18 protein-coding genes and 2 pseudogenes are annotated in these 25,885 nt (G+C 52.1%); 9 read left to right on the top strand and 11 right to left on the bottom strand.

The genetic code is table 11. From position 1 onward, the window contains the following. Positions 1-14: 14 nt before the first annotated feature. Positions 15-1,205, bottom strand: a complete 1,191-nt coding sequence (locus ACKQAD_RS01965; RefSeq protein WP_409158588.1) for a LacI family DNA-binding transcriptional regulator — start codon at positions 1,203-1,205, stop codon at positions 15-17. A gap of 221 nt (positions 1,206-1,426) precedes the next feature. Between ACKQAD_RS01965 and ACKQAD_RS01960 the strand changes: the two genes are divergently transcribed. The 4 genes from ACKQAD_RS01960 to fsa are packed head-to-tail and all read left to right on the top strand — an operon-like array spanning position 1,427 to position 4,175. Next, positions 1,427-1,870: a PTS sugar transporter subunit IIA gene (locus tag ACKQAD_RS01960; RefSeq protein WP_409158587.1), complete on the top strand. Its 444-nt coding sequence runs from the start codon at positions 1,427-1,429 to the stop codon at positions 1,868-1,870. Between the two features lie 22 nt (positions 1,871-1,892). Then, positions 1,893-2,180: a PTS sugar transporter subunit IIB gene (locus tag ACKQAD_RS01955; protein ID WP_010286822.1), complete on the top strand. Its 288-nt coding sequence runs from the start codon at positions 1,893-1,895 to the stop codon at positions 2,178-2,180. A 15-nt stretch (positions 2,181-2,195) separates the two neighbouring features. Then, complete coding sequence (gene ulaA, locus ACKQAD_RS01950; protein ID WP_409158586.1) at positions 2,196-3,455, top strand: PTS ascorbate transporter subunit IIC; 1,260 nt, start codon at positions 2,196-2,198, stop codon at positions 3,453-3,455. Between the two features lie 54 nt (positions 3,456-3,509). Further along, positions 3,510-4,175, top strand: coding sequence for a fructose-6-phosphate aldolase (gene fsa / locus ACKQAD_RS01945; protein WP_409158622.1), 666 nt, complete (start codon positions 3,510-3,512; stop codon positions 4,173-4,175). Positions 4,176-4,255: 80 nt separating this feature from the next. Here fsa and yacL read toward each other — a convergent pair whose 3' ends face one another. Further along, the gene (yacL, locus tag ACKQAD_RS01940) at positions 4,256-4,615 is read right to left on the bottom strand and encodes a protein YacL (RefSeq protein ID WP_409158585.1); all 360 of its coding nucleotides are present in this window, start codon (positions 4,613-4,615) and stop codon (positions 4,256-4,258) included. A 181-nt stretch (positions 4,616-4,796) separates the two neighbouring features. Beyond that, positions 4,797-7,394 (bottom strand): bifunctional aconitate hydratase 2/2-methylisocitrate dehydratase, encoded by a 2,598-nt coding sequence (gene acnB, locus ACKQAD_RS01935; RefSeq protein WP_409158584.1) that lies wholly within the window; start codon positions 7,392-7,394, stop codon positions 4,797-4,799. Positions 7,395-7,743: 349 nt separating this feature from the next. Here acnB and ACKQAD_RS01930 point away from each other — a divergent pair, with 349 nt between their 5' ends. After that, on the top strand, positions 7,744-8,055 hold the full coding sequence (locus ACKQAD_RS01930; RefSeq protein ID WP_409158583.1) for an ArsR/SmtB family transcription factor: 312 nt from the start codon (positions 7,744-7,746) through the stop codon (positions 8,053-8,055). A gap of 137 nt (positions 8,056-8,192) precedes the next feature. On the opposite strand, the gene ACKQAD_RS01925 is transcribed toward ACKQAD_RS01930, so the two are convergent. Next, positions 8,193-10,493 (bottom strand): TonB-dependent siderophore receptor, encoded by a 2,301-nt coding sequence (locus ACKQAD_RS01925; RefSeq protein ID WP_409158582.1) that lies wholly within the window; start codon positions 10,491-10,493, stop codon positions 8,193-8,195. A 425-nt stretch (positions 10,494-10,918) separates the two neighbouring features. On the opposite strand from ACKQAD_RS01925, the gene ACKQAD_RS01920 reads away from it, so the two are divergent. After that, the gene (locus ACKQAD_RS01920; protein WP_409158581.1) at positions 10,919-11,902 is read left to right on the top strand and encodes a helix-turn-helix transcriptional regulator; all 984 of its coding nucleotides are present in this window, start codon (positions 10,919-10,921) and stop codon (positions 11,900-11,902) included. A 108-nt stretch (positions 11,903-12,010) separates the two neighbouring features. Further along, positions 12,011-13,339: an MmgE/PrpD family protein gene (locus ACKQAD_RS01915; protein WP_409158580.1), complete on the top strand. Its 1,329-nt coding sequence runs from the start codon at positions 12,011-12,013 to the stop codon at positions 13,337-13,339. A gap of 98 nt (positions 13,340-13,437) precedes the next feature. Here the strand turns inward: ACKQAD_RS01915 and ACKQAD_RS01910 are convergent, their stop codons facing one another. The 3 genes from ACKQAD_RS01910 to ACKQAD_RS01900 all read right to left on the bottom strand — a co-directional run bounded on the left by ACKQAD_RS01910 (position 13,438) and on the right by ACKQAD_RS01900 (position 16,753). Beyond that, on the bottom strand, positions 13,438-15,150 hold the full coding sequence (locus ACKQAD_RS01910; protein ID WP_409158579.1) for a hypothetical protein: 1,713 nt from the start codon (positions 15,148-15,150) through the stop codon (positions 13,438-13,440). A 113-nt stretch (positions 15,151-15,263) separates the two neighbouring features. Further along, positions 15,264-16,442 (bottom strand): dienelactone hydrolase family protein, encoded by a 1,179-nt coding sequence (locus tag ACKQAD_RS01905; protein WP_409158621.1) that lies wholly within the window; start codon positions 16,440-16,442, stop codon positions 15,264-15,266. Between the two features lie 188 nt (positions 16,443-16,630). After that, positions 16,631-16,753, bottom strand: a complete 123-nt coding sequence (locus tag ACKQAD_RS01900) for a rhamnogalacturonan lyase family protein (RefSeq protein ID WP_409158620.1) — start codon at positions 16,751-16,753, stop codon at positions 16,631-16,633. Here ACKQAD_RS01900 and ACKQAD_RS01895 point away from each other — a divergent pair. Beyond that, positions 16,712-16,915: pseudogene (locus ACKQAD_RS01895) on the top strand (LysR substrate-binding domain-containing protein); the annotation flags it as partial. The gene ACKQAD_RS01900 and the pseudogene ACKQAD_RS01895 sit on opposite strands and share 42 nt — an antisense overlap. A 61-nt stretch (positions 16,916-16,976) precedes the next feature. Here ACKQAD_RS01895 and lpdA read toward each other — a convergent pair. From lpdA to pdhR, 4 genes and pseudogenes are all read right to left on the bottom strand, one after another. After that, positions 16,977-18,401 carry a dihydrolipoyl dehydrogenase gene (gene lpdA, locus ACKQAD_RS01890; RefSeq protein WP_409158619.1) on the bottom strand — a complete coding sequence of 475 codons (1,425 nt, stop codon included), beginning with the start codon at positions 18,399-18,401 and terminating at the stop codon, positions 16,977-16,979. Positions 18,402-18,635: 234 nt separating this feature from the next. Next, positions 18,636-20,204, bottom strand: a pseudogene (gene aceF / locus ACKQAD_RS01885) (pyruvate dehydrogenase complex dihydrolipoyllysine-residue acetyltransferase); the annotation flags it as partial. 23 nt (positions 20,205-20,227) lie between these two features. Next, positions 20,228-22,891, bottom strand: a complete 2,664-nt coding sequence (gene aceE, locus ACKQAD_RS01880) for a pyruvate dehydrogenase (acetyl-transferring), homodimeric type (RefSeq protein WP_409158578.1) — start codon at positions 22,889-22,891, stop codon at positions 20,228-20,230. A 144-nt stretch (positions 22,892-23,035) separates the two neighbouring features. After that, on the bottom strand, positions 23,036-23,800 hold the full coding sequence (gene pdhR / locus ACKQAD_RS01875) for a pyruvate dehydrogenase complex transcriptional repressor PdhR (protein WP_271874709.1): 765 nt from the start codon (positions 23,798-23,800) through the stop codon (positions 23,036-23,038). 670 nt (positions 23,801-24,470) lie between these two features. Here pdhR and ACKQAD_RS01870 point away from each other — a divergent pair. Further along, positions 24,471-25,829 (top strand): amino acid permease, encoded by a 1,359-nt coding sequence (locus ACKQAD_RS01870; protein ID WP_409158577.1) that lies wholly within the window; start codon positions 24,471-24,473, stop codon positions 25,827-25,829. The last annotated feature ends 56 nt before the right edge of the window (positions 25,830-25,885 follow it).

Below are 25,885 nucleotides of genomic sequence, written 5' to 3'. Positions count from 1 at the left end.
ACAGGCCGGTTTAGCTAGCTGCTGGCACGAGGTTCAAAAATGAATTTTACCTTTTCCACTACGGGTGGGTGTTCGTCGTTGTCCATCATGGCGAGCACCAGGCGCCCGACCTCCACACCCAGCTTTTCATAATCAAGCCGCATCGCGGTTAGCGCCGGGAACGTGTGCTCACATTGTTCAGAACCATCAAGACAGGCAATCGCCAGATCGTAAGGGACTTTCATCAGCCGGCGCTGGCATTCAAAGAGCACGCCCAGTGCCATTTCCTCATGGCTACAGATAATCGCATCCAGTTCCGGCTGGTTTTGCAGTAGTTCCGTCATCGCATAGCGGCCAAACTGTAGGCTGGGGGCTTCCGGGATCGTAATTTTCAAATCCGCATTGTGATAGTGCGCCAGCATGGCTTTATTCCAGCCGTTCAACTGCTGTTTTTGCAAACGGTTATCCGTATGCGCGCCGATATAGGCGACGTGGCGATACCCCTTTTCCAGCAGGGAAATCGTCAACTGTTCTGCGGCTTCGGCAAGGGCGATATCAATAGTAATATTAGTATTCAGCGCGGCAGCGCCGGACACATTCACCGTAATGACGTTGCTGGCCTGTATGATGTCCTGAGTACGCTGTGAGAGTTGCGCACTGAACAGCACCAGCGCCGCTGGCCGCTGCTGCAAGAGTTTTTCCACCATGCCCGCTTCAGTGTGCTGACGGTATTCATGGCACCCCATGATTAACGACACGTTATGTTTGCTCACGGCCTGCTGTAATGCCTGCACAAAGCGAACACTGGCGCGATCTTGCTGAAAGGGGTACAGCACCGCAATCGTCGGCTGACAGGCGGATGCCAGCGTACCGGCTGCGCGGTTCGGCACATAGCCCAGCGTTTTGATCGCGTCATTGATTTTCTTCTGCGTGGCATCGGAGACCAGCCCCGGCTCCCTTAACGCACGGGACACCGTCATCGCCCCCACACCCGCATGGCTTGCAATATCCTGTAGCGTCACGCGACTGGTACTCTCGGTAAGCTGGCTGGCTTCTTGATTGGGTTCATAGCCTAATGTTCTGGCGGCCAGTTCCACTTTGCTGCGTAACTTCTCAGAGACCAGATCGGGTTTGCGCATCACGCGCGATACCGTCATCGTCCCGACGCCCGCGTAGTCAGCGACATCCTGTAGCGTAACCTTCCCGGTACTGCGACGCTTACGCATGTTCACTTCCTCTCCATTCGTCATTTTTCTCATCACGCGTTCGCGATCATCCACAGTGTGCCTGTATCGGTAGCGGGGAACAAATAATGGCCCCGCTTGTGCTAAGCCGGTCACAGTTAATGATAGATATATCAGTTAGCGCTATCTTTTTAGATTTTAATCACATTTTTTTCTCAATCGGCACACTATCCTGCGTTCAGAATGATACAGAGGTGACTCTAATGATTAACACTTTACTAACACCAGACGTTGTTCAGATTTTACCTGCCTGTGATGATTGGCGTCACGCTATCGCTTTATCCTGTCAGCCTTTATTGGATAATGGCTCGATTGAACCTACCTATATTGAGGCGATCTATCGCTCTCATGAGGCCATCGGTCCTTACTATGTCGTCGGCCCTGGGATGGCTATGCCGCATGCGCGCCCGGAAGATGGCGTGAACCAACTTGCCGTCAGCCTGACGCTGATTCGTGAGGGCGTGGTTTTCCATTCTGAAGGCAACGATCCCGTGCATTTACTGATTGTTCTGGCCGCCACGGACAGCAATAGCCACATCGATATTATTTCACAGCTCGCTCAGTTGTTCGACACGCCTGATGACGTCGCCGCGTTACTCCACGCGACGGACGTAGAGCAGGTGCTTTCCGTTATTTCTCGTTATTAATCGCCACCAGAGGACACAGATTATGAAAATTACAGTCGTATGCGGTAACGGCTTGGGTACCAGCCTGATGATGGAAATGAGTATTAAAAACATCGTTAAAGAGCTCGGCGTGGTTGCTGATGTGGATCACGTAGATTTAGGTTCAGCGAAAGGTACGGACAGCGACATCTTTGTCGGCACCAAAGATATTGCCGATCAGCTCGTCGCGCAGGCGGTAGGGGGAAAAATTGTTTCCCTGAATAACATGATCGACAAAGTGGCGATGAAAGAACGCCTGTCGGTCGCCCTGACAGAACTTGGCGCCTTATAAGCTAGGGGATCAAAAATGGAATTCTTCCGTTTTTTAATGAGTGATGTGCTGTCTGAACCGTCGATCCTGGTCGGTTTAATTGCGCTTATCGGCCTGATTGTACAGAAAAAACCGGCCACGGAGTGTATCAAAGGTACAGTGAAAACCGTGATGGGTTTCCTGATTCTCGGCGCAGGTGCCAGCCTGATTGTGTCCTCGCTAGGAGATTTTGCCGAGATTTTCCATCACGCGTTTGGTATCGCCGGGGTGGTGCCCAACAATGAAGCCATTGTCGCCGTCGCACAGAAGAACTTCGGCACCGAGATGGCGATGATCATGTTCTTCGCGATGGTCATTAATATCGCGATCGCCCGCTTTACGCCGTGGAAATACATTTTCCTGACCGGCCACCATACGCTATTTATGTCGATGATGGTTGCCGTGATTCTGGCGACGGCAGGCATGAAAGGAGTGCTGCTGATTACCGTTGGATCGCTGGTCGTTGGAGTATCGATGGTACTGTTTCCCGCCATTATTCACCCGTACATGAAGAAAGTAACGGGATCGGATGACGTCGCCTTTGGTCACTTCTCGGCAATATCGCAGTTGCTGTCAGCGTTTATCGGCAGCAAGTTTGGTGATAAAGAGAAATCAACCGAGGACATGGAAGTACCGAAGAGCCTGCTGTTCCTACGTGATACGCCCGTCGCCATCGCCTTTACCATGTTTTTCATCTTCATGTTTACCTGTCTGTTTGCTGGCCCGGAAGCGGTGAAAACGATGAATGCCGGTGGCAAAAACTGGTTCATGTTTTCGCTGATTCAATCCATTACCTTTGCCGCTGGCGTGTACATTGTGCTGCAAGGCGTGCGGATGGTGATTGCAGAAATCGTGCCCGCGTTTAAAGGCATTTCGGACAAACTGGTGCCCAATGCTAAACCCGCCCTGGATTGCCCCGTCGTCTTCCCCTACGCACCAAATGCCGTTCTGGTCGGCTTCCTGAGCAGCTTTGCAGCCGGGGTGGTCGGTATGGTACTGCTCTATCTGTTAGGTATGACAGTGATCATTCCTGGCGTGGTGCCACACTTCTTCGTCGGTGCAGCGGCTGGTGTTTTCGGTAACGCCACCGGCGGACGCCGCGGTGCGATTTTAGGTTCTTTTGCCAACGGACTTCTGATCACCTTCCTGCCTGTTTTTCTGCTGCCGGTTTTGGGTAGTATCGGACTCGCGAACACCACGTTTAGCGACTCCGACTTCGGCGCAGTGGGTATTCTGCTGGGTATTATTGTGCGCTAAGCGCCACAGTATTGATGTCATCCAACACACTGGTTTTCGTTAACGGGGGAAATGATGGAATTTTATTTAGATACGGCTGATGTGGTCGCAGTAGAACGGCTTGCTGGCGTGTTGCCGATTAAAGGCGTGACCACCAACCCGAGTATTGTCGCACGCGGGCAATCCGATATTTATACCGTGTTACGGGATATGCAGGACGTTCTCGGGGCTGAAGGACAGCTGTTTGCTCAGGTAATGTCTCGCGATCCGAAGGTGATGGTAGAAGAATCGTTGAAACTCAGGGAAGTCATTCCCTCTTTGGTCGTCAAAGTCCCGGTCACACACGCAGGCTTAAGTGCCATTAAGCAATTGACGGCATTGGATGTGCCTACCCTCGGCACCGCCGTCTACGGCGCGGGACAAGGGTTTTACGCCGCGCTGGCGGGAGCCCGCTATATCGCGCCTTACGTCAACCGCATTGATGCACAGGGTGGAGACGGGATTGCGCTCGTGAAAGAGCTGCAAACTCTGATTAACCTGCACAGCCCGCACACGCAGGTGCTGGCAGCCAGTTTTCGGACGCCGCGTCAGGTACTGGACTGCCTGCTGGCCGGGTGTCAGGCCATTACGGTTGACCCTGCCGTTGCCGAGCTGTTCCTGCAAGATCCGGCGGTTGACGATGCGCTTAACCGATTCGATCATGACTGGCAGGCGCGTTTCGGTCATGCCGATCTTGGCTGACGGATGGAAAACACCACTCGCCCGTCGAGTGGTGTTACTAAAATTATCGTGTGACTAAAAGGCTCGCGTTACCAGCACAATCAATGCAGAACGAACTCGCGATATTTTTCCACCAGCGTCAGAAAATCATCCAGTCCGCATAAAGACAGGCTTTCTTCGTCGTAATAACTCATGCCTTCTTCCAGCTCATCCGTGGTGAAAGACAGCTGATTCGCCTGCACCATCACTTCTTCTTCATCCAGAGACAGCGTGTATTCATGTCCCACGCGCCGCCACTGCCGTTCGCTGCCAGCCACTGAACGCGCCGCCGCTTCAACGTCAGCCAATATCGTCAGTTGGCCCTTCACTTCTTCATTGAACCAGTGTCCAATCGCTTCATGTCCCATCGACATACGAACGATGACCTGACCCGTCACATCCCGCAAAAATTCATAGTCCATGACGCCATCCTCACTGTGATGCTTCTTCTGTTCAGTTTAGTCGCCTCTACCTCCTGCCGTCGTGATGCACCTTCACCTTTAAGGCGTCCCTGTTGTGATCAGGGATGGAGAAATGAAGCAGGCAGAAAAAAAGGAGGCCTGTATAGGCCTCCTTCGGTGTAGAGATGCGAACTATAGCGAGTTAGACAGTCGTCTGGAAGATCACGCCATCCGCTTTCTCGGTATATTGACCTAACTGGTCAAAATTCAGATAGCGATAGGTGTCCTGCGCGGTTTTATCCACCTGCGACATGTAGGTCTGGTACTCTTCTGAGGTCGGCAGGCGACCTAGCAGAGAAGCCACCGCAGCCAGTTCGGCAGACGCCAGATACACGTTGGCACCGGTTCCCAAACGGTTCGGGAAGTTACGCGTTGAGGTCGAAACCACCGTAGCACCATCAGCCACGCGCGCTTGGTTACCCATGCACAGCGAACAGCCAGGGATCTCGATACGCGCACCGCTCTTACCAAACACGCTGTAGTAACCTTCTTCGGTCAACTGTGCCGCATCCATTTTGGTCGGCGGCGCAACCCACAGGCGGGTCGGCAACTGGCCTTTGTGGCTATCCAGCAGTTTACCTGCCGCACGGAAGTGCCCGATGTTAGTCATACAGGAACCGATAAAGACTTCATCAATCTTCTCGCCCTGCACGTCAGACAGCCAGCGCGCATCGTCTGGATCGTTCGGCGCACACAGGATCGGCTCTTTGATGTCGGCCAGATCGATCTCGATCACCGCCGCGTACTCGGCATCGGCATCCGCTTCCAGCAGTTGCGGATCGGCCAGCCATTTTTCCATACCCTGAATACGACGCTCTAATGTACGACGATCGCCATAACCTTCGGAGATCATCCACTTCAGCAGTACGATGTTGGAGTTCAGATACTCAATGATCGGTTCTTTATCCAGCTTGATCGTACAGCCTGCCGCAGAACGTTCCGCCGAGGCGTCAGTCAGTTCAAACGCCTGCTCGACTTTAAGATCCGGCAGACCTTCGATTTCCAGAATACGACCAGAGAAGATGTTCTTCTTACCTTTCTTCTCAACGGTCAGCAGGCCTTGCTTGATGGCATACAGCGGAATGGCGTGCACCAGATCGCGCAGGGTAATGCCCGGCTGCATTTTGCCTTTGAAGCGCACCAGAACAGATTCCGGCATATCCAGCGGCATCACGCCCGTCGCGGCGGCAAACGCCACCAGACCGGAGCCCGCCGGGAAAGAGATACCGATTGGGAAACGCGTATGGGAGTCACCGCCCGTACCAACGGTATCTGGCAGCAGCATGCGATTCAGCCAAGAGTGGATAACACCATCCCCCGGACGCAGCGAGACACCGCCACGGTTCATGATGAAATCAGGCAGCGTGTGGTGCGTGGTCACGTCAACCGGCTTCGGATAGGCGGCGGTGTGACAGAATGACTGCATCACCAGGTCGGCGGAGAAGCCCAGACAGGCCAGGTCTTTCAGCTCATCACGGGTCATTGGGCCGGTGGTGTCCTGTGAACCGACAGAGGTCATCTTCGGTTCGCAGTATTCGTCAGGGCGAATACCTGCGACGCCACAGGCACGGCCCACCATTTTCTGCGCCAGCGAGAAGCCTTTTTTGCTGGCTTCAACCGCTTTGGAAATACGGAAGACATCGCTGTGCGGCAAGCCCAGAGACTCACGCGCTTTGGAGGTCAGCCCGCGGCCGATAATCAGTGGAATACGGCCACCGGCACGCACTTCATCCAGCAATACGTCGGTCTTCAGCGCGAACGTCGCCAGAACTTCATTGGTGTCATGGCGGCGTACTTCACCTTCATACGGGTAAATGTCAATCACATCGCCCATATTCAGATCGTTCACATCCACTTCGATCGGCAGCGCACCAGCATCTTCCATCGTGTTGAAGAAGATCGGGGCGATCTTGCCGCCCAGCACCACACCACCGCCGCGTTTGTTCGGAACGTAAGGGATATCTTCGCCCATGAACCACAGCACGGAGTTGGTCGCCGATTTACGCGATGACCCTGTACCGACAACGTCGCCGACATAAGCCAGCGGGAAGCCTTTCTTGTTCAGTTCTTCGATCTGTTTGATCGGGCCCACGATGCCAGGCTGATCGGGATCGATACCTTCACGGGCGTTTTTCAGCATCGCCAGCGCGTGCAGCGGGATATCAGGGCGTGACCAGGCATCAGGTGCAGGAGATAAGTCATCCGTGTTGGTTTCACCAGTGACTTTAAAGACGGTAACGGTAATTTTTTCCGCCAGTTTCGGGCGGGACAGGAACCACTCGGCATCAGCCCAGGATTGAATCACTTTCTTGGCGTGCGCATTGCCCGCTTTCGCCTTTTCTTCCACATCGTAGAAGTTATCAAACATCAGCAGCGTGTGGGACAGCGCTTCGGCGGCAATCGGGGCCAGTTTGTCATTGTCTAACGCATCAATCAGCGGATGGATGTTATAACCCCCTTGCATGGTACCCAGCAGCTCAACCGCTTTTTCCTGAGTAACCAATGGGGAAGTGGCTTCGCCTTTGGCGACGGCAGCCAGAAAACCGGCCTTCACGTAGGCGGCTTCATCAACGCCGGGGGGGACACGGTTAATCAGCAGGTCAAGCAATGCTTCTTCTTCGCCCGCCGGGGGATTCTTGAGTGACTCAACCAGCGCGGCCATCTGCGTGGCATCTAACGGTTTAGGAACAATCCCCTGTGCAGCCCGGTCGGCTACGTGCTTACGATATTCTTCTAGCACGACGTTCTCCTCGCTCTCATTGTCTTCATTATGCCCGGCGCTCTTGTTCCCGCTTGTGGTGTCCATGCCTGGGTGTCAGCGTGTGGATGTAAGGTAGTAGAGTGTCCGGTCCAGCCTCGTCAGCATATCAGGATTTGAATTGATTGTTAATTCGTTCACATAATGGCAACATTAATTTTTATTCAACTGCACGATGTGACCCATTTCACTATCACTGAAAAATACCGACATCAGCAGAATAGCATGCCCCTGACAGGCCACACTATATATACACCCAAAGCCGATGCTATGATGGTCTCAATACATTAGATATAGCTAAATTAATCAGCAGAACAGTGCGGAGTAGCCCATGACGTTGAGCAATTCGGCTCGGGAATTCATGCAGAACGGTGCGGCAAAAGCCGCGGCGCTGCTGCGCGCGATTGGCAACGAAAACAGGCTGCTGGTGCTTTGCCTGCTTATCGAACAGGGTGAAATGTCGGTTGGTGCACTGCGTGAACACATCCCGCTCAGCCAGTCCGCTCTCTCACAACATCTGGCGAAAATGCGTGAAGAAGGATTGATTAGCTATCGACGCGAATCTCAAACGCTGTACTACCGCATCGAAAATCGGGATGTAGAACCCCTCGTCGCCACCTTAAAAACCCTTTTCTGTCCCTGATACCTGCAATAAAAACTTCCGGGAGAAATTTTTAACGTTGCGCAGCAACGGCCCGCAGGGTGGCGGCAGGGATGGCACGCCATAAAAAACGCCACTGGATTTCCCGTGGCGTTAACGATTAAGTGAGGCGTTATGATTTAGAACGACGTCTTCACACTCACAAAGAACGTCCGGCCCGGTTCGTTATAGGTTGCGGCACCTGCGCCTGCAATAGTGACAACACCATTATTCACCACGTCCTGTGCATTACCGGCACGGAACAGCCGTTTATCAAACAGGTTTTCTACGCCCCCCGTCACGCTCAGGTTCTTGTTAAACATATAGGTACTGCTTAACCCGAACAGCGCATAAGGGCTTAACTCATTGGTCGCACTACCGGTTACACGTTCACCTTTGTAGTTATACATCTTCGGCTTTTGACGACCATACCAGGTCATATCGGCCAGGAAAGAGAGGTTCTCCGTCGCCTGCCAGTCCACCGATGAATTCAGGGTAAATTCCGGTGTAATCGACAGATAATCGCCCGTGGTTTTATTTTTCGATTCCAGCATCCAGGTCAGATTGTTACGCCAATTGATGGTCTCAGTGACAGGAACCGTCAGGCTACCTTCCAATCCCTGAATGACGGCTTTCGGCACATTGCCCCACTGGAAGATATTCGCGTTAGCATATTGGGCATTGGTTCCACCTACTGCTTTGCCGATAACCGTGTTGCCGGCTTCAATCTTGTTACGGTAATCGTTATGGAAGTAGGTGACGCCAGCAATCAGGCCATCACGATGAAACTCCAGACCGATCTCTTTATTCAGGCTGGTTTCTGCCTTCAGGTTTTCATTACCGATCAGGTAACAGGACGTCCCACCCGCACAGCCTTGTCCACGGCTGTAGAGAAGGTAATTTTCGTTAGTCTGGTACAGGTTCGGCGCTTTATAAGCGCGGGCGATACCCAGCTTCAGCGTATAGTCATCGCCCAGTTCCTGCGACAGGTTGAGCGACGGGCTCCAGTTGGTACCAGCAGTGCTGTGATGATCGATACGCAGCGCTGGCGTCAACATGGTGCTATCCGTCAGTTCGACGTTATCTTCCACAAAGGCGGAAGCCAGACGCGCGGCGGATTTCTCACTGCGGCCACTGCTGCTCAGCGATCCCACGCTCCCCCCTTCGGTTGTCGTCTGTGTATTAGAAACCGGATCCGTCATCTTCTGTTCGTTCCACTCAACCCCGAACGTGAGTACCTGATCGACCCAGAGATTCAGCGGAAGATTGACCTCGTTGTGCGCGGTAAAATTATCCAGTTTGATGGTGCCATATTGGTTCGGATTGTTGGTATCAAAAATGCCTTCTAAGCCCCCGGACAGTCCCTCAAGGATACGGGTATTGTGCGTACGTTCATATTGCAGATACGACGTAGAACTGACGCCGCTGTCCCAGTAACCGCGATGCGTAACCGCAAAGTTCTGGCGGTACATGCGGTTGGTTTCCTTGCCATAATTACTGACAACCAGCGGGTTAGTGTTGGTGTTTTGCGAATCACCCGCATAGATATTGCCCTGACGACTGTAACCCGCTTCAAACTCCAGCGACTGTTGCTGGGTCATATCCCAACGCAACAGACCGTTGATATCTTTATTACGCACCCCTTCGCGCCCAGAAGGCAGTGAAGCTGACTGATTACCGGCGCGTGCAGACTGATGTCCTTCATTAATATCGCGTGCATCAGCCTGAGTTTTATTCAGGTTACCATACAGACGAAAGCTCAGGCTGTCGGTCAGGCCGCCCATCAGGCTGAAATCGGTACGCTTGGTGGCACCTTCCGAGCTATGCTCCGGCGCGTTCAGGTAAGTGTTCCAGGTACCGTGCCATTCCTGCGTCGGCTGTTTGGTGATGATGTTGACCACACCGCCCGCAGCACCGTTACCATAGCGCGCCGCCGCCGGGCCGCGCAGCACTTCAATACGCTCCACCATATCGGCAGGCACCCAGTTGGTGTCACCGCGGGTATCACGTTCACCACGCCAGCCGTAGCGCACGGCGGTACGGCTCGATACTGGCTTACCATCTACCAGAATTAGTGTGTTTTCCGGTCCCATACCGCGGATATCGATCTGGCGATTGTTACCGCGCTGGCCGCTGGTTGAGTTACCGGACAAATTGACGCCCGGCATGGTGCGAATCAGTTCTGACAGATCGTTAGCAGGCGGACGTTTGCTGATATCCTCAGCCGTAATTACCGATACGCCCGGAGCCTGACGGGTTTGCTCTGCGGCCGTCACTACCATCGTATCGCCCGATGTTTTCGTTTCGGCCTGATTCTGCACCTGAGGAGCAGGTTCTGTCGAAGGCGTGGTCGAGGTTTGCGCAGCGCTCAGAAACGATGTCATCCCGCAGCTAACGCCAATGAGCGTCGCCAGATAACGGCGCGATTGTGGTAGTTTCATCAAAATTATCCTGCCCTGTAAGAAATGAATAAGTAGTCTGAAAAAGGATCAACATCGCAGACGGTACAGCGACACCTAATGGCAATCAGCAACAGCGCTGAATAACGGCGGAGATAAAACGCGCAGACGTGGCGATTATCGGGAGAGGAATGTCATGCCTACGGGCATCACGTCGTGTTGTTATGAACTACTCTGTGTAATCAATCAGCCCTTTTCTCCGCATTGCCGGAAATGGAAAATGCATTTATCGTGCAATGTGACGCCCTCAACGAAAAATGCTATTGAGAAGTATTTGCATTACCATTTTGGCGCGGTCATTGTTACATTTGTCATTCAGGACGGGGTTTGCTCTAGCAGCAAAATGTTTTGCCAAAGCATCAAAATGGAAGGCGCAGGCCGAAGGGTTCAATCAGGTAGGTAATCACGTGCGCAGCTTCACTCAGTCATCAAAACCGATCTATAAAGATCACATCGTTCAGCAATCCAGTCTGGTCGCAAATAATTACCGTTTTATCGGCCCCCGGCTGATCGATAACACGCCAGTGCTCTTTGGGTCATTCACTGTCGTACAGCTCAATCCGCATCTGATCCTGCATACCGCAGATGTGATTAATCGCCACAATATGAAAACCCAAAATCTGCTGGATGACGCAATTAAACTCGCCATCGTGGTGAGCGGCAATGCGCATATCTCATTTGGCCACCAGGAGCTACATCTGGGAGAGAGCCAGCCGGCCTCGCTGATTGCGCTGACGGAGCCGACGATGTTTACCCGCATCGGCAAACGTGATGAATATGAGCGAACAATTACGCTGACGTTCGACAGAGAATGGCTGTACGGCAACATGATGGACACCGTTGGCGACTGGCAGGCCATCCACGATTTCACACAAACCCATCTGGCGACACACCTGTGGACACCGTCCCGACAGGCGCTGGCTATTGCCTTACAAACGCTGGATGCTGAACCTTGTCAAACGCCGCTCCAGCGCCTGTATCTGGAAATGCAGTGCATGAGCCTGATTATCGAGGCATTTACTTCATTGACCACCAGCGTGGCGCAGGAGAAAAGCAGCGGTGTCACCCTGCGCAGCTACCATCGCATTCAACAGATCAGAGATATGCTGGAAAGCGGCAGCGCCGACCATCTTTCGATGAGTGAGATCGCCAAAAGTGTCAACATGAGCGAAAGTACGCTACAGCGCCATTTTCGTCAGACGTTTAATATGAGCGTATTCGAATACCTGCGTAACTGTCGCTTGCAACGCGCCATGTTAGCCTTGCAGAAAGACGGTATCGGCATTGCGCAAGCAGCCAGCATCGCCGGTTACAACAGCCCCGCTAACTTTGCCACCGCTCTACGGCGTGCATTTGGCATCACCCCAGGGCAGCTAAAAGACCGCTTCTGACTCCGAAGCACTAATAACCAAATGGAATTTATTATTCTTTTCGGTTATTAATCGCTATTCAACAAGGCGCAGTAAATTACTATTTTTCTGCCAGTACACAGACGACCCATGACCAATCAGACTGATATCACCACAACGCTTGCCCACCATATCATCCACAGCGAACCCAATCGAGAAGCGATAGACGCCGCTCGTGACGGAGTGACTGACTTCATCTCCACCGCGCTTCCGATCGCACAGGGAGCCATTGCCGATAGCGGGCTTGCGCCGTTAAAACAGGTGTTCAGCGGCACGGACAGCCTGACGCGCAGTCTGATCCTGGGTTATTCCGGTCACGTACTGGACTTTGACGATTATCATCCGGCGTTTCGTGGACACCCGAGTACCGTCATTCTGCCCGCGCTGTTTGCCCTTGCCGCAGAGGATTCATCCGTGACGGAAGAGGCGTTTTTGGCGGCATACGTGATTGGCGTGGAAACCGCAGGCAGAATCGGGCTGGCATGTGGCCCGCGCCATTACAGCCTCGGCTACCACAATACAGCAACGCTAGGCGCCATCGCCGCCGCTGCCGCCACGGCACGTCTGGCTGGCGCATCGGTGGCGCAGACACAAACGATTCTTGGCCTGGCCGCTACACAGGCCGCCGGGCTGCGGGCACAGTTTGGTTCAGCGGTTAAACCGCTACACGCCGGGCTTGCCGCCAGAGCGGGACTGACCGCTGTCAAGCTGGGGTTAGCGGGCTTTGAGGGTAATCAACAGCAGGTGATTGACGCCTTTCTTGCCGCACATGGCGATCAACAACAGCAGCCGGAGCTGTTGATTGAAAACTGGGGAGCGCCGTGGCGTATGCTTTCTCCCGGTCTGGAGTTCAAACGCTACCCGACCTGTGGTGGCACCCACAGCGCCGCCGAAGCTGCGTTTGCGTTGCGGGAGCAGTGGCATCAGCAGAATGGTGCGGATGCCGATCTGGCCGATGCTATCGAGCACATCACGGTGGCCTTCCCGCCAGGCGGCGATGTCGCGCCCTTTATCCGTAACGCGACAAACGGCGTAGAAGCACGATTCAGTCTGGAGTATGTGATTGCAGCAGCGCTAATTGAAGGGGAACTGAAGCTGGCGCATTTTTCGGAAGCACCGGTTGAAACCACAATCTCGGCACTGGCGAATCGCGTCATACGCCGTGCCGATGAAACCGCGCCACCCGACGAGCTTGACCCGGAAGCACGTTTTCATGAAGTTACACTGCACTTGCGTAACGGCGGCACGCTAATTCAGCGCACCACGCGTCAGGAAACCTCGGCGCGCCCGACTGACCTCCATGCCAAGCTGCGCCAAACCCTCGGTTCGTTAACGCACCTCGACAGCGACCAGATCGCCGACCGTTGCGCGTTACGGCAGGAAGGCGATTTGCGCTATTTACTCGGGCTACTGTTTTAATTTTCCACGACTAAAATCGCAATAACGGTTTTAGGTATCTGGCGCTGTCGATCACTCTCTTATCGGCAGCGCCGTTATCAACACACCGCTACAGCAACTCAATCTGCCTGATGGGAAAGCCATTTCCCTTTTTCATCAAAGACCGTCACACCCGGCTCACTGGAGTAGCTCCCTTCTCCCAGTGGTTTATAGTGAGTCGCCAGTATATGGGGAGCACGATATTTAAAATCGAAATAGCCCTCATCAGGGTTCTTGATAATCAACTTGCCTGTGCTATCGATCAGACCTTCGTTTACTTTGAAGTAGCGATCATCAAGGTTGTTTTTAAAAGACGTCGCTTCCTCATACGTAAACAGGTTCTTTCTCTCTTGCTCAGGAATAGCCGGGAAACCCGTCACATCGAGCTGACGTAATACATGCAGGAACATCAGGCGTTCCAGCGGCGTTCCTGCATCTTTTGGTACTAAAAATTGTAATGTAAGCCCACTTCCCACATTCACATCGTATTCATAGCCGACAAATGCGCTGTCACCATAAATAAAAATGTTATCGACTTCTTTTCCTTCAGGAACGATCTCTTTGGTTTCAGCCATGAGCTCGGGAATAGATTGAGGAGAGACTTTAAAATAAACGTCATACTTAAAGCTTTCCGACGGAAACTTTATCTCAATACGCGTTTTTGACATGCTCCGTTTAATAAAGCGTTCCGGCTTTTCCATGCGCTGTTCAAGTTTTTTCCATATCGCTTTGTGCATATCGGCAATAGCAAACTCGTCGGCGATCTTAACACCATACTTCGCTTCCAACGCCTGCTGAGATAATGCCAGATCGTACATCGACAGCTTCTGTTCACCGCGGTAGCGTTCATCCATCGTCCGTAATACGGCAAACGCTTTGGCTAACGCAACGGAGTCTTCAGCATTCGCTAATCCAATAAAATAGCGGTGCTTCGCCTCATCATATTGAAAATAAACGGCTTCCAGTTTGCCCTGTTGATTATCGTATGCCGCACCGTTTTCCGATTGGAACAACACCCCTTTTTGCCCTTCCAGCCACGATGCCAGAGTAAAATCCGCTTTCGCCGCACTCACGGTAAACAGGTCAACGTCGGTGTTATTCTGCCGATCGCGATAGGTATAGATCTGCGTGTCTTTATTTTCCCGATCGATAAGCAGACGCCCCATCCTGCGCACATAAGTCCCGTGTTCCCGTAGGCTCAGCTTGTCGTATAGGTTAAACGGCAGCTTAATCGTAAAGTCATCTTCAGGATGAAAGGGAATACCAGGAAAATCGTTCATTGGCGCGTGGTTGAATGCTGCTTTCTCTTCAAGAAGCCACGCCTGATAGGCTTTTTTATGTTCGTCAAAACGTTGCTTGATCTTAAGTAAATCGGGTGACTGTTCTTCCGTCTTTTTCAAGACCATGGTGATTTCACAATAATAAAACGCACAGGCAGCGCTTTTATCCGAGACGAATTGCACCGTGTTTTTCCCGGTGATTTTTAGCGTGTGCCACATACCGTTGATCTGTATACGGTTGTCTTTCATTTCCTTGGTATATTCGCCCTCCGCGCTGTAGTAACTCACCTGCGTCGGCGTCAGATTAAAATAGAGGTCGTTTTTAATGCTTTTGAGGTTTTGCGCGATATGATCCTGAAGCTCATCTCTGTTTTTATTCGCTTCTTTATGCTCGCTGTTATCAAACACCACGCGAATATCTTCAACCAGATATTTCCCCTCTCGAAGCTTTTCTTCTCCGTTACAGCCTGACAGCCATAACGTCATGATTAAAACACCCAGGTATTTCTTCATCACTGCATCCCTGTAAAATTAAAAAGCCTCTGAATGCTACAGCACGCAGAGGCGAGTCATACATCAGTAATCTGATGTTATCAAAAAACTTATTATCATTCAGGCACTGGCGGCTAGGGCTTTAACCAGTGGTCCAGAAAGCGAAAGACATCTTCCTGTTGCTCCTGGTAGAAAACGTGTCCCAGTTCAGGCCAGATCTTGGTTTGCAGCTTGCTCTCCGCCCGCTGGGACTGCCAGACCTTGTGCATCTTGGCGTAAGCATCTTCAACCGATTGCGTCGGGAACAGTTTGTCTTTGCCGCCGTTAAATAACAGCATCGGTTTTGGCGCAGCGACGCTCGCCACATCCGGAAAATCAAAGCGTGTCGGTTGCCCCGGATGCAACATGTAGAAGGCCGATTGTCCTCTCAGCACATTGTTACCCGGCGTCATCAGGCCGTCGTACGTGCCAATCCAGGACACCGCCGCCGTTGCCGCTACCTTGTCCGACAGCGCCGCGAGCTGCCAGGCGCGGTAGGCTCCCATCGAGAAACCCACGACGCCGATACGTTGCTTATCAACCTGCTCAAGTGATGCCAGAAAGTCCGTCGCCCGCATATCCTCATAGGCCATCAGCCCCGCGAGCGATCGCCCCAGATTAAAGAAATTGCTCGCCAGCGCCTGCTGCTGCTCATATTTGATCGGCCCGCGCGCGCCCCAACCTAGCGCATCCACCGCCAGCACCACATAGCCCCGTTTCGCCAGCTCATCCCCGACAAAGCGCCCAGTGAAAAACTTATCGGCCCATGCCTGTGCAGAATCAAGCTGTGCGTCATTGCCCCACGGCTTGATCATCTTCTCTTTGCCGATATCAAACTTCGCGCCGTGGTCATGCAGCAGGATCACCGCCGGATGTGGCCCCGTGCTTTTTGGCGTCAGGAGCAACGCGTCTACGCGGCTTTCATCGGTCAGATTGAAGGCGACTTTCTCCGCCGTGTAGCTGCCGCGATCTTGTTTCTCAATCGCTTGTGGCGCGAAATCTTTGGTGGAATCTGGCGTCAGAAGCAGCGAACGCAACGTTTTTCTCGACTGGGATTGCCACTGCCTAAAATCCGTAAAATTCCCAGAAAGCCAGGAATCCGAGTAGGTCATCTGCTGTTTAAGCTGCGGATAAAATGAAGGGAGTCCTTCATCCGTCACCGCCTGATCCGTCGCTGATTGAAGAGTAGGTTTCATATCGTTCGCCATCAGTGAAGGGCTAGCCAGCAAAGCCGCCAGTAGCCAGACAGAGGTGCGCAAGGTATTAAGATTCATCATAACCTCAAAAACAAAACGTCGTTTCTTTTTTGAGTTTTGATTGTAATTGACGCGGCTAAAAATAAACGGACGGAGGGCGCATTCTGCGAAGGGGCCCTAAAAAATAATCTTATTACGTTGAACGAAAATCGACACGATTGAGATCTGCCGAGAACACATTATTTAGATACGGTATAAACACTTTCCTACCTCACTAGAAAGATCATTCCTTCTCCAAGATAGAAGCTGGTATTCGGCGGCTGGTTATAGCCCGCGTTCTGTGCTGCAAAGGGCTGGGCATTGCTTACCTGCCAGACTTCTCCATTCATGAACCACTGGTCAGCGGCCATCTACAGCCAATCCTGACCGACTATGTAGAGTGCAGCGGCGTCTTCCATGTGTTGTGGCCTGCCAGCAACCCCCCTTCACCCAAAGTACGGGCACTCGTGGATTTCCTCTGTGCGCGGGTATTTCCCGCATCCGATAGCTAAAAAAAATCCGGCACCTGTAAAGGTACCGGATTGAATTCACACTATTCGCCCCTGAGAGAGCTTACTTCTTCTTCGCTTTCGGGTTCGGCAGGTCGGTGATGCTGCCTTCAAAGATTTCAGCGGCCAGACCAACAGACTCATGCAGCGTTGGGTGCGCATGGATGGTCAGTGCGATGTCTTCTGCATCACAGCCCATTTCGATCGCCAGACCGATTTCGCCTAACAGTTCACCACCGTTAGTACCGACAATCGCCCCACCGATAACACGGTGCGTTTCTTTGTCGAAAATCAGTTTGGTCATACCGTCAGCACAGTCAGACGCGATAGCACGGCCAGACGCCGCCCATGGGAAGGTCGCGGTTTCGTAGCTGATGCCTTTTTCTTTCGCTTCTTTCTCGGTCAGACCCACCCACGCCACTTCCGGTTCAGTATAGGCGATAGAAGGAATCACTTTCGGATCGAAATAGTGTTTCTTACCGGAGATCACTTCGGCAGCAACGTGGCCTTCATGCACGCCTTTGTGCGCCAGCATCGGCTGACCGACGATGTCGCCGATAGCGTAGATGTGCGGCACGTTGGTGCGCATTTGCTTATCAACGTGGATAAAGCCGCGATCGTCAACTTCCACGCCCGCTTTGCCAGCATCCAGGTTTTTGCCGTTCGGTACTCGACCGATGGCCACCAGAACCGCATCGTAACGCTGTGGTTCGGCTGGTGCTTTTTTACCTTCCATCGTCACATAGATGCCGTCTTCTTTGGCTTCTACTGCCGTCACTTTGGTTTCCAGCATCAGATTGAACTGCTTGCTGATACGCTTGGTGAAGACTTTGATGATGTCTTTGTCAGCAGCCGGAATCACCTGATCGAACATTTCAACGACGTCAATCTGTGAACCCAGAGCGTGGTAAACGGTACCCATTTCCAGACCGATGATACCGCCGCCCATCACCAACAGACGTCCTGGGACGCTTTTCAGCTCCAGCGCATCGGTAGAATCCCATACGCGCGGGTCATCATGAGGAATGAAAGGCAGTTGGATCGGACGTGAACCCGCAGCGATAATGGCGTTATCGAAGTTGATCGTCGTTTTGCCGTTTTCACCATCAACTTCCAACGTATTGGCACCGGTGAATTTACCCAGACCATTAACCACTTTAACTTTACGGCCTTTTGCCATACCAGCCAGACCACCGGTCAGTTGGGCAATGACTTTTTCTTTCCATAGACGGATTTTATCAATGTCGGTTTTAGGTTCACCGAACACGATACCGTGTTCCGCTAGCGCTTTGGCTTCTTCAATAACTTTTGCTACGTGCAGCAGGGCTTTGGAAGGAATACAACCCACATTCAGACACACCCCACCCAGCGTGGAGTAGCGCTCTACCAGTACAGTTTCCAGACCCAAATCCGCCGCGCGGAATGCAGCAGAGTAACCCGCGGGGCCGGCACCAAGTACCACTACCTGAGCTTTAATTTCAGTACTCATCATGACCTCTTAATTAATTTCCGGCGGGTCTGTGACGTCACACCCGTCATCGTTCCGATCAGGTGCGTGTTTAATAACGCCCTCTTCCACCGGGACGTGTCTTTGCCGCTGTAGTTTACAAAATCGTTAACAATTTTGAAACAACAAGCGACTAACGATTTGTCCATAATCACTGACGGCTGTAACACATTACAGCTTATCAGAAAAAAGCCGGCCGTCAGGCCGGCTTTTCGATTACATCACCAGACGGCGGATGTCAGACAACGTGTTGTTAATGATGGTAATGAAGCGAGCACCATCAGCACCGTCAATGACACGGTGGTCGAAAGACAGAGACATCGGCATCATCAGACGCGGAGTGAACTCTTTACCATTCCAAACCGGTTCCATCGCAGACTTGGACACACCCAGAATAGCCACTTCAGGCGCGTTGACGATCGGCGCAAAGTGCGTAGTCCCGATACCGCCCAGGCTGGAGATGGTGAAGCATCCGCCCTGCATTTCGCCAGCCGTCAGCTTACCGTCACGGGCTTTCTTGGAGATCGTCATCAGTTCACGAGACAGCTCAATGATGCCTTTCTTGTTCACGTCTTTGAATACGGGAACCACCAGACCATTCGGGGTATCAACCGCGACACCAATGTTGATGTATTTCTTCAGCGTCAGACGTTGAGCATCTTCGGACAGTGAACTGTTGAAACGTGGCATTTGCTCAAGCGCAGCAGCAACGGCTTTCATGATGAAGACAACTGGGGTGATCTTCACATCCAGTTTGCGTTTCTCAGCTTCCACGTTCTGCTGTTTACGGAACGCTTCCAGTTCGGTGATGTCGGTTTTGTCGAAGTGCGTAACGTGCGGGATCATCACCCAGTTACGGCTCAGGTTAGCACCAGAGATTTTCTGGATGCGGCCCAGTTCCACTTCTTCCACTTCACCAAACTTGCTGAAGTCGACTTTCGGCCACGGCAGCATGCCCGGCAAACCGCCGCCAGCGGCAGCCGCTGGTGCAGACTCCGCGCGTTTCACCGCATCTTTCACGTAAGCCTGAACGTCTTCGCGCAGGATACGGCCTTTACGACCAGAACCCTTCACTTTTGCCAGATTCACACCGAATTCACGGGCCAGACGACGGATAACCGGCGTCGCGTGAACGTACGCGTCGTTCTCAGCAAATTCGCTCTTGCCTTCCGCTTTCGCAGCCGGTGCAGCAGCAGGTTTTGCCGCTGGAGCCGGTGCAGTCGCGTCTTGCTTGGCAGCCGGAGCTGGGGCCGCAGTAGGTGCAGCGCCTTCGACTTCGAAGACCATAATCAGTGAACCGGTTTTCACTTTGTCACCGGTGCTGATTTTGATTTCTTTAACCGTACCCGCGAATGGCGCAGGCACTTCCATTGACGCCTTGTCGCCTTCAACGGTAATCAGTGATTGTTCAGCCGCGATTTTATCGCCAACTTTCACCATCACTTCAGTCACTTCAACTTCATCGCCGCCGATATCCGGTACGTTGACGTCTTTCGCCGCAGAGGCCGCTGGCGCAGCCGCAGCTGGCGCCGCGTCTTGTGCCGGAGCTGCAGGTGCAGCACCCGCGACTTCAAATACCATGATCAGTGAGCCGGTAGAGACTTTATCGCCCGTGCTGATTTTGATCTCTTTAACCGTACCTGCGAAAGGTGCCGGGACTTCCATCGACGCTTTGTCACCTTCAACCGTGATCAGCGACTGTTCTGCTTCAACTTTATCGCCAACCTTCACCAGCACTTCGGTGACTTCAACTTCATCTGCACCGATGTCCGGTACGTTGATTTCGATAGCCATGTAATCTTTACCTCTTATGCCAGACGCGGGTTAACTTTATCTGCATCGATGTTGAATTTAGTGATGGCATCAGCAACCACTTTCTTATCGATTTCACCGCGTTTAGCCAGTTCACCCAGAGCCGCAACCACGACGTAAGACGCATCCACTTCAAAGTGGTGACGCAGGTTCTCACGGCTGTCAGAACGACCGAAACCGTCAGTACCCAGCACGCGGTAATCGCTAGCCGGAACGAAGTTACGGATTTGCTCAGCAAACAGCTTCATGTAGTCAGTAGAAGCAACCGCTGGCGCATCGCTCAGTACCTGAGCCACGTAAGGGACGCGTGGCGTTTCGGTCGGATGCAGCATGTTCCAACGCTCACAATCCTGGCCTTCGCGAGCCAATTCAGTGAAGGAGGTTACGCTGAATACGTCAGAACCCACACCGTAGTCTTTCGCCAGAATCTGAGCCGCTTCACGTACGTGACGCAGAATAGAACCAGAGCCCAAAAGTTGAACTTTACCTTTGCTACCTTCAACCGTTTCCAGCTTGTAGATACCCTTACGAATACCTTCTTCCGCACCTTGCGGCATCGCAGGCATGTGGTAGTTTTCGTTCAGCGTGGTGATATAGTAGTAAATGTTTTCCTGCGCGTCGCCGTACATGCGATGCAGACCGTCATGCATGATCACCGCCACTTCATAGGCGAATGCTGGATCGTAGGAAATACAGTTCGGGATAGTCAGCGACTGAATGTGGCTGTGGCCATCTTCATGCTGCAAACCTTCGCCGTTCAGCGTTGTACGACCGGAAGTACCACCGATCAGGAAGCCGCGCGCCTGTTGGTCACCCGCTGCCCAGCACAGGTCGCCAATACGTTGGAAACCAAACATGGAGTAGTAGATGTAGAACGGAATCATCGGCAGGTTGTTGGTGCTGTAAGACGTTGCCGCCGCCAGCCAGGAAGAGCCTGCGCCCAGTTCGTTGATACCTTCTTGCAGGATCTGACCTTTCAGGTCTTCTTTGTAGTAAGCAACTTGCTCACGGTCCTGCGGGGTGTACTGCTGGCCGTTCGGGCTATAAATACCGATCTGGCGGAACAGACCTTCCATACCGAAGGTACGCGCTTCGTCGGCGATGATTGGAACCAGACGATCTTTGATAGACTGGTTCTTCAGCATCACGTTCAGGGCACGTACAAACGCGATAGTGGTAGAGATCTCTTTGTTCTGCTCTTCCAGCAGGGTGCTGAAATCTTCCAGCGTTGGCAGGTCCAGCTTCTCGTCAAAGTTCGGCTGACGAGACGGCAGGTAGCCCCCCAAGGCCTGACGGCGCTCATGCAGGTATTTGTACTCTGCTGAATCTTTATCGAAAGTGATGTACGGCAGTTTTTCGATGTCGTCATCAGACACTGGCACGTTGAAGCGGTCACGGAAGTAGCGCACGCCATCCATATTAACTTTCTTAACCTGGTGAGCGATGTTCTTGCCTTCCGCCGCGTCGCCCATACCATAACCTTTAATGGTATGCGCCAGAATAACAGTTGGCTTGCCTTTGGTGTCCTGCGCTTTTTTTAGTGCAGCGTAGACTTTCTTCGGATCGTGACCACCACGGTTCAGTGACCAAATCTGATCGTCAGTCCAGTCTTTAACCAGTTCAGCCGTCTCCGGGTATTTACCGAAGAAGTGCTCACGCACATAGGCACCGTTTTTGGATTTGAAAGTCTGGTAGTCACCGTCGACAGTTTCGTCCATCAGTTGGATCAGTTTACCGCTGGTGTCTTTACGCAGCAGTTCGTCCCAACGGTCACCCCACATGACCTTGATCACATCCCAGCCAGCGCCACTGAAGATGCCCTCAAGTTCGTTGATGATTTTACCATTACCTGTAACCGGACCATCCAGACGTTGCAGGTTACAGTTAATGACGAACACCAGGTTGTCCAGTTTTTCACGGGTCGCGATAGTGATCGCACCTTTGGATTCTGGTTCGTCCATCTCACCGTCACCCAGGAAAGCATAAACGGTTTGTTTAGAGGTATCTTTCAGACCACGGTTTTCCAGATACTTCAGGAATTTAGCCTGGTAGATAGCACCAATCGGGCCCAGCCCCATAGAAACAGTCGGGAACTGCCAGAAGTCCGGCATCAGTTTAGGGTGTGGATAAGAAGACAGACCGTTACCGTGAACTTCCTGACGGAAGTTGTTCATTTGGTCTTCTGTCAAGCGACCTTCAAGGAAGGCACGAGCGTAAACGCCCGGAGAAATGTGGCCCTGGAAGTAAACCAGGTCGCCGCCGTCCTGCGCAGTGCGAGCACGGAAGAAATGGTTAAAACACACTTCATAGAAAGTGGCGGAAGACTGGAAAGAAGCCATGTGGCCACCCAGATCCAGATCTTTTTTCGAAGCACGCAGTACTGTCATGATCGCGTTCCAGCGGATTGCTGAGCGAATACGACGTTCCAGATCCAGATTACCAGGGTACTCCGGCTCGTCTTCCACTGCGATGGTGTTGATGTATTGACGTGCAGCCGTACCAGCAGCAACGCTGACACCGCCTTTACGTGCTTCACTCAGAACCTGATCAATCAGGAACTGGGCGCGTTCAACACCCTCTTCACGGATGACCGATTCGATCGCCTGCAGCCAGTCGCGGGTTTCGATCGGATCCACGTCATTATTTAAACGATCTGACATGGTTATTCCTTATCTTCTCTAATAAGTTGGTTTGTTGGAGCCTGTCTTCCTGCATTCTGGTTTATATGTAGCCATAAACAAAAACGCATGAAGACAGGCTCATCGTCGTGATTACCGCATTCAGAGCACCAAAAATACGGGTGCTCAGTCCCTGCGTTGCTGGAGCCGACGCAGCGATCTCTCGCGCCGACTATGTTCCCGGTTAAGATCCAGCAATACTTCCTCAATAAACGCCAGATGACGGTGTGATGCTTCGCGCGCCTTCTCTGGCTCACGGGCAACAATCGCCTCAAAAATGCTGGCGCGATGAATGCTCACCTGAGCCAACACTTCACGGCTCAAATAAAGCAACTCAAAATTCTGCCTTACGTTTTGCTCAAGCATTGGCCCCATACAGCGCACCAAATGCAGCAAAACCACATTATGCGTGGCTTCTGTTACAGCAACCTGATACTGCATAACGGCTTCTGACTCGGCATTCAGATCGCCCGCTTCCCTCGCTTTCTCAATCACGGCATGACAATCCCGGATACGTTGCAGATCCGACGCTGTGCCACGCAGTGCAGCGTAGTAGGCAGCAATGCCTTCCAGCGCATGACGCGTTTCCAGAAGATCGAACTGTGATTCGGGATGTGTGCTCAGTAATTCTGCCAGCGGATCGCTGACGCTTTGCCATAGATTAGCTTGAACGAAGGTTCCACCGCCCTGACGGCGCAAAAGGAGACCTTTGGCTTCAAGACGTTGAATGGCTTCTCTCAGAGAAGGGCGGGAAACATCGAACTGTTTTGCCAGTTCGCGCTCCGGTGGGAGCTTCTCGCCGGGGCGCAAGGTTCCCTCAAGTATCAGAAACTCCAACTGCTGCTCAATCACATCTGACAGTTTGGGCTGACGGATCTTGCTGTATGCCATAGTGAATTCTTCTCTGCGAATGGCGCGGAGTCAATTGGTAATACCAATTTCAAAAACGTGACGCTAAAGTAACAAAGTATTCACCTTCTGTCCATAAGGACCTTGAGCTAAATCACCAATCCCACCAGATTTTAACAAATGCACGAGAAACCTGCGGCAAAGTGATAGCCCGCCTGTGGTATGACCATTAATCCCTTCTGTCTATATTTTAACTTTTTTGAAACGAAAAGCAGGCATTGCTGAACCGTTTAAATGCACAAATAATGAATTTTAATTCAAAAAATAATAATTTTTATTCATTGTAAAAAAGAGAATTACCTGCCAATCCTCTGCGTAGTCAACGCCATTTTTACAGCGGGGATAAAGAGATAATAAAAAGGAGTAAATCCAAAGAAGTATCAAACACGCAATACCCTACCGATTTACTCGTAGTTATGAAGTCAATCTGGGAAAGGTAAAAATTTTGATATTGCGATAGTTTTTGATTATCAGACGATAAGAAATCAGTGCAATCTTGTGCGCATACCACTATTCTCTGGCAAACGGTAGTCGTTTTCTTATTTTAAGAAGTATCACTCCGTAAAAATAAAATTACACAAACGTACAGTCACTCATACGCGTGTTCGTTCACACCGTGTTTTTTACTTGCACTGGCAGAGGGTTAAATTTGATGGATAATCAACAAGCGGACGGCACGCTAAAGCGTGGTTTGAAAAACCGTCATATTCAGTTGATTGCCTTGGGTGGCGCGGTAGGTACTGGCCTCTTTCTTGGTATTGCGCAAACAATCAAAATGGCTGGGCCATCGGTTCTGCTAGGCTATGCGATTGGCGGGTTGATCGCTTTTCTCATTATGCGCCAGTTGGGCGAGATGGTCGTTGAAGAGCCGGTAGCCGGATCGTTCAGCCACTTTGCTTATAAATACTGGGGCGATTTCGCTGGATTTGCATCGGGATGGAACTACTGGGTACTGTATGTTCTGGTCGCGATGGCCGAGCTCAGCGCCGTTGGGATTTACGTCCAGTACTGGTGGCCAGACATTCCGACCTGGGTATCCGCCGCCGTCTTCTTCCTGCTGATTAACGCCATCAATCTGGCGAACGTCAAAGTCTACGGTGAGATGGAGTTCTGGTTCGCTATCATCAAAGTCGCCGCGATTATTGGCATGATCGTTTTTGGCGGCTGGCTGCTTCTCAGTGGTACAGGCGGGCCGGAAGCCACCGTGACCAACCTGTGGGCGCAGGGCGGGTTCTTCCCGAATGGCGTGCTTGGTTTGGTGATGGCGATGGCCGTTATCATGTTCTCATTTGGCGGGCTAGAACTGGTGGGGATTACCGCAGCAGAAGCGGATGACCCAGAGAAAAGTATTCCACGCGCCACCAATCAGGTTATCTATCGCATACTGATTTTCTACATCGGTTCACTCGCTATCCTGTTGTCACTTTACCCGTGGGGCAAAGTCGTGGAAGGCGGTAGCCCATTTGTCATGATCTTCCATGAACTGAACAGCAACGTCGTAGCAACGGTGCTGAACATCGTGGTTCTGACCGCAGCACTCTCGGTTTATAACAGTTGCGTCTATTGCAACAGCCGCATGCTTTTCGGTCTGGCGAAACAGGGTAATGGACCGAAAATACTGGAAACCGTCGATCGTCGTGGCGTGCCGGTTGTCGCTATCGGTATCTCCGCGCTGGCCACGGCGCTGTGCGTATTGATCAATTACCTTATTCCAGGTAAAGCCTTCGAGCTGCTGATGGCGCTGGTTGTGTCCGCTCTTGTGATTAACTGGGCGATGATCAGTCTCGCGCACCTGAAGTTCCGGACGCAAAAGGACAAAGAAGGTACGGTGACCAAGTTTAAAGCACTGCTTTATCCGCTGGGTAACTACCTCTGTCTGCTGTTCCTGACCGGTATACTGGTCATCATGTTCCTGACGCCAGGCATTCAGATTTCCGTCATGCTGATTCCGGTCTGGCTGTTTATTCTGGCCGTAGGCTACTTTATCAAAAAGAAAAATCAGGCGAAATAACACGATTCAGCCTTCACCACTTCGCTTTCTATGGCCGACGCTGTCGGCCATTTTCA

This window comes from Pectobacterium artocarpous, assembly GCF_046159765.1.
Taxonomy (GTDB): Bacteria; Pseudomonadota; Gammaproteobacteria; order Enterobacterales; family Enterobacteriaceae; genus Pectobacterium.
This window is presented reverse-complemented; position numbering and strand designations above follow the sequence as displayed.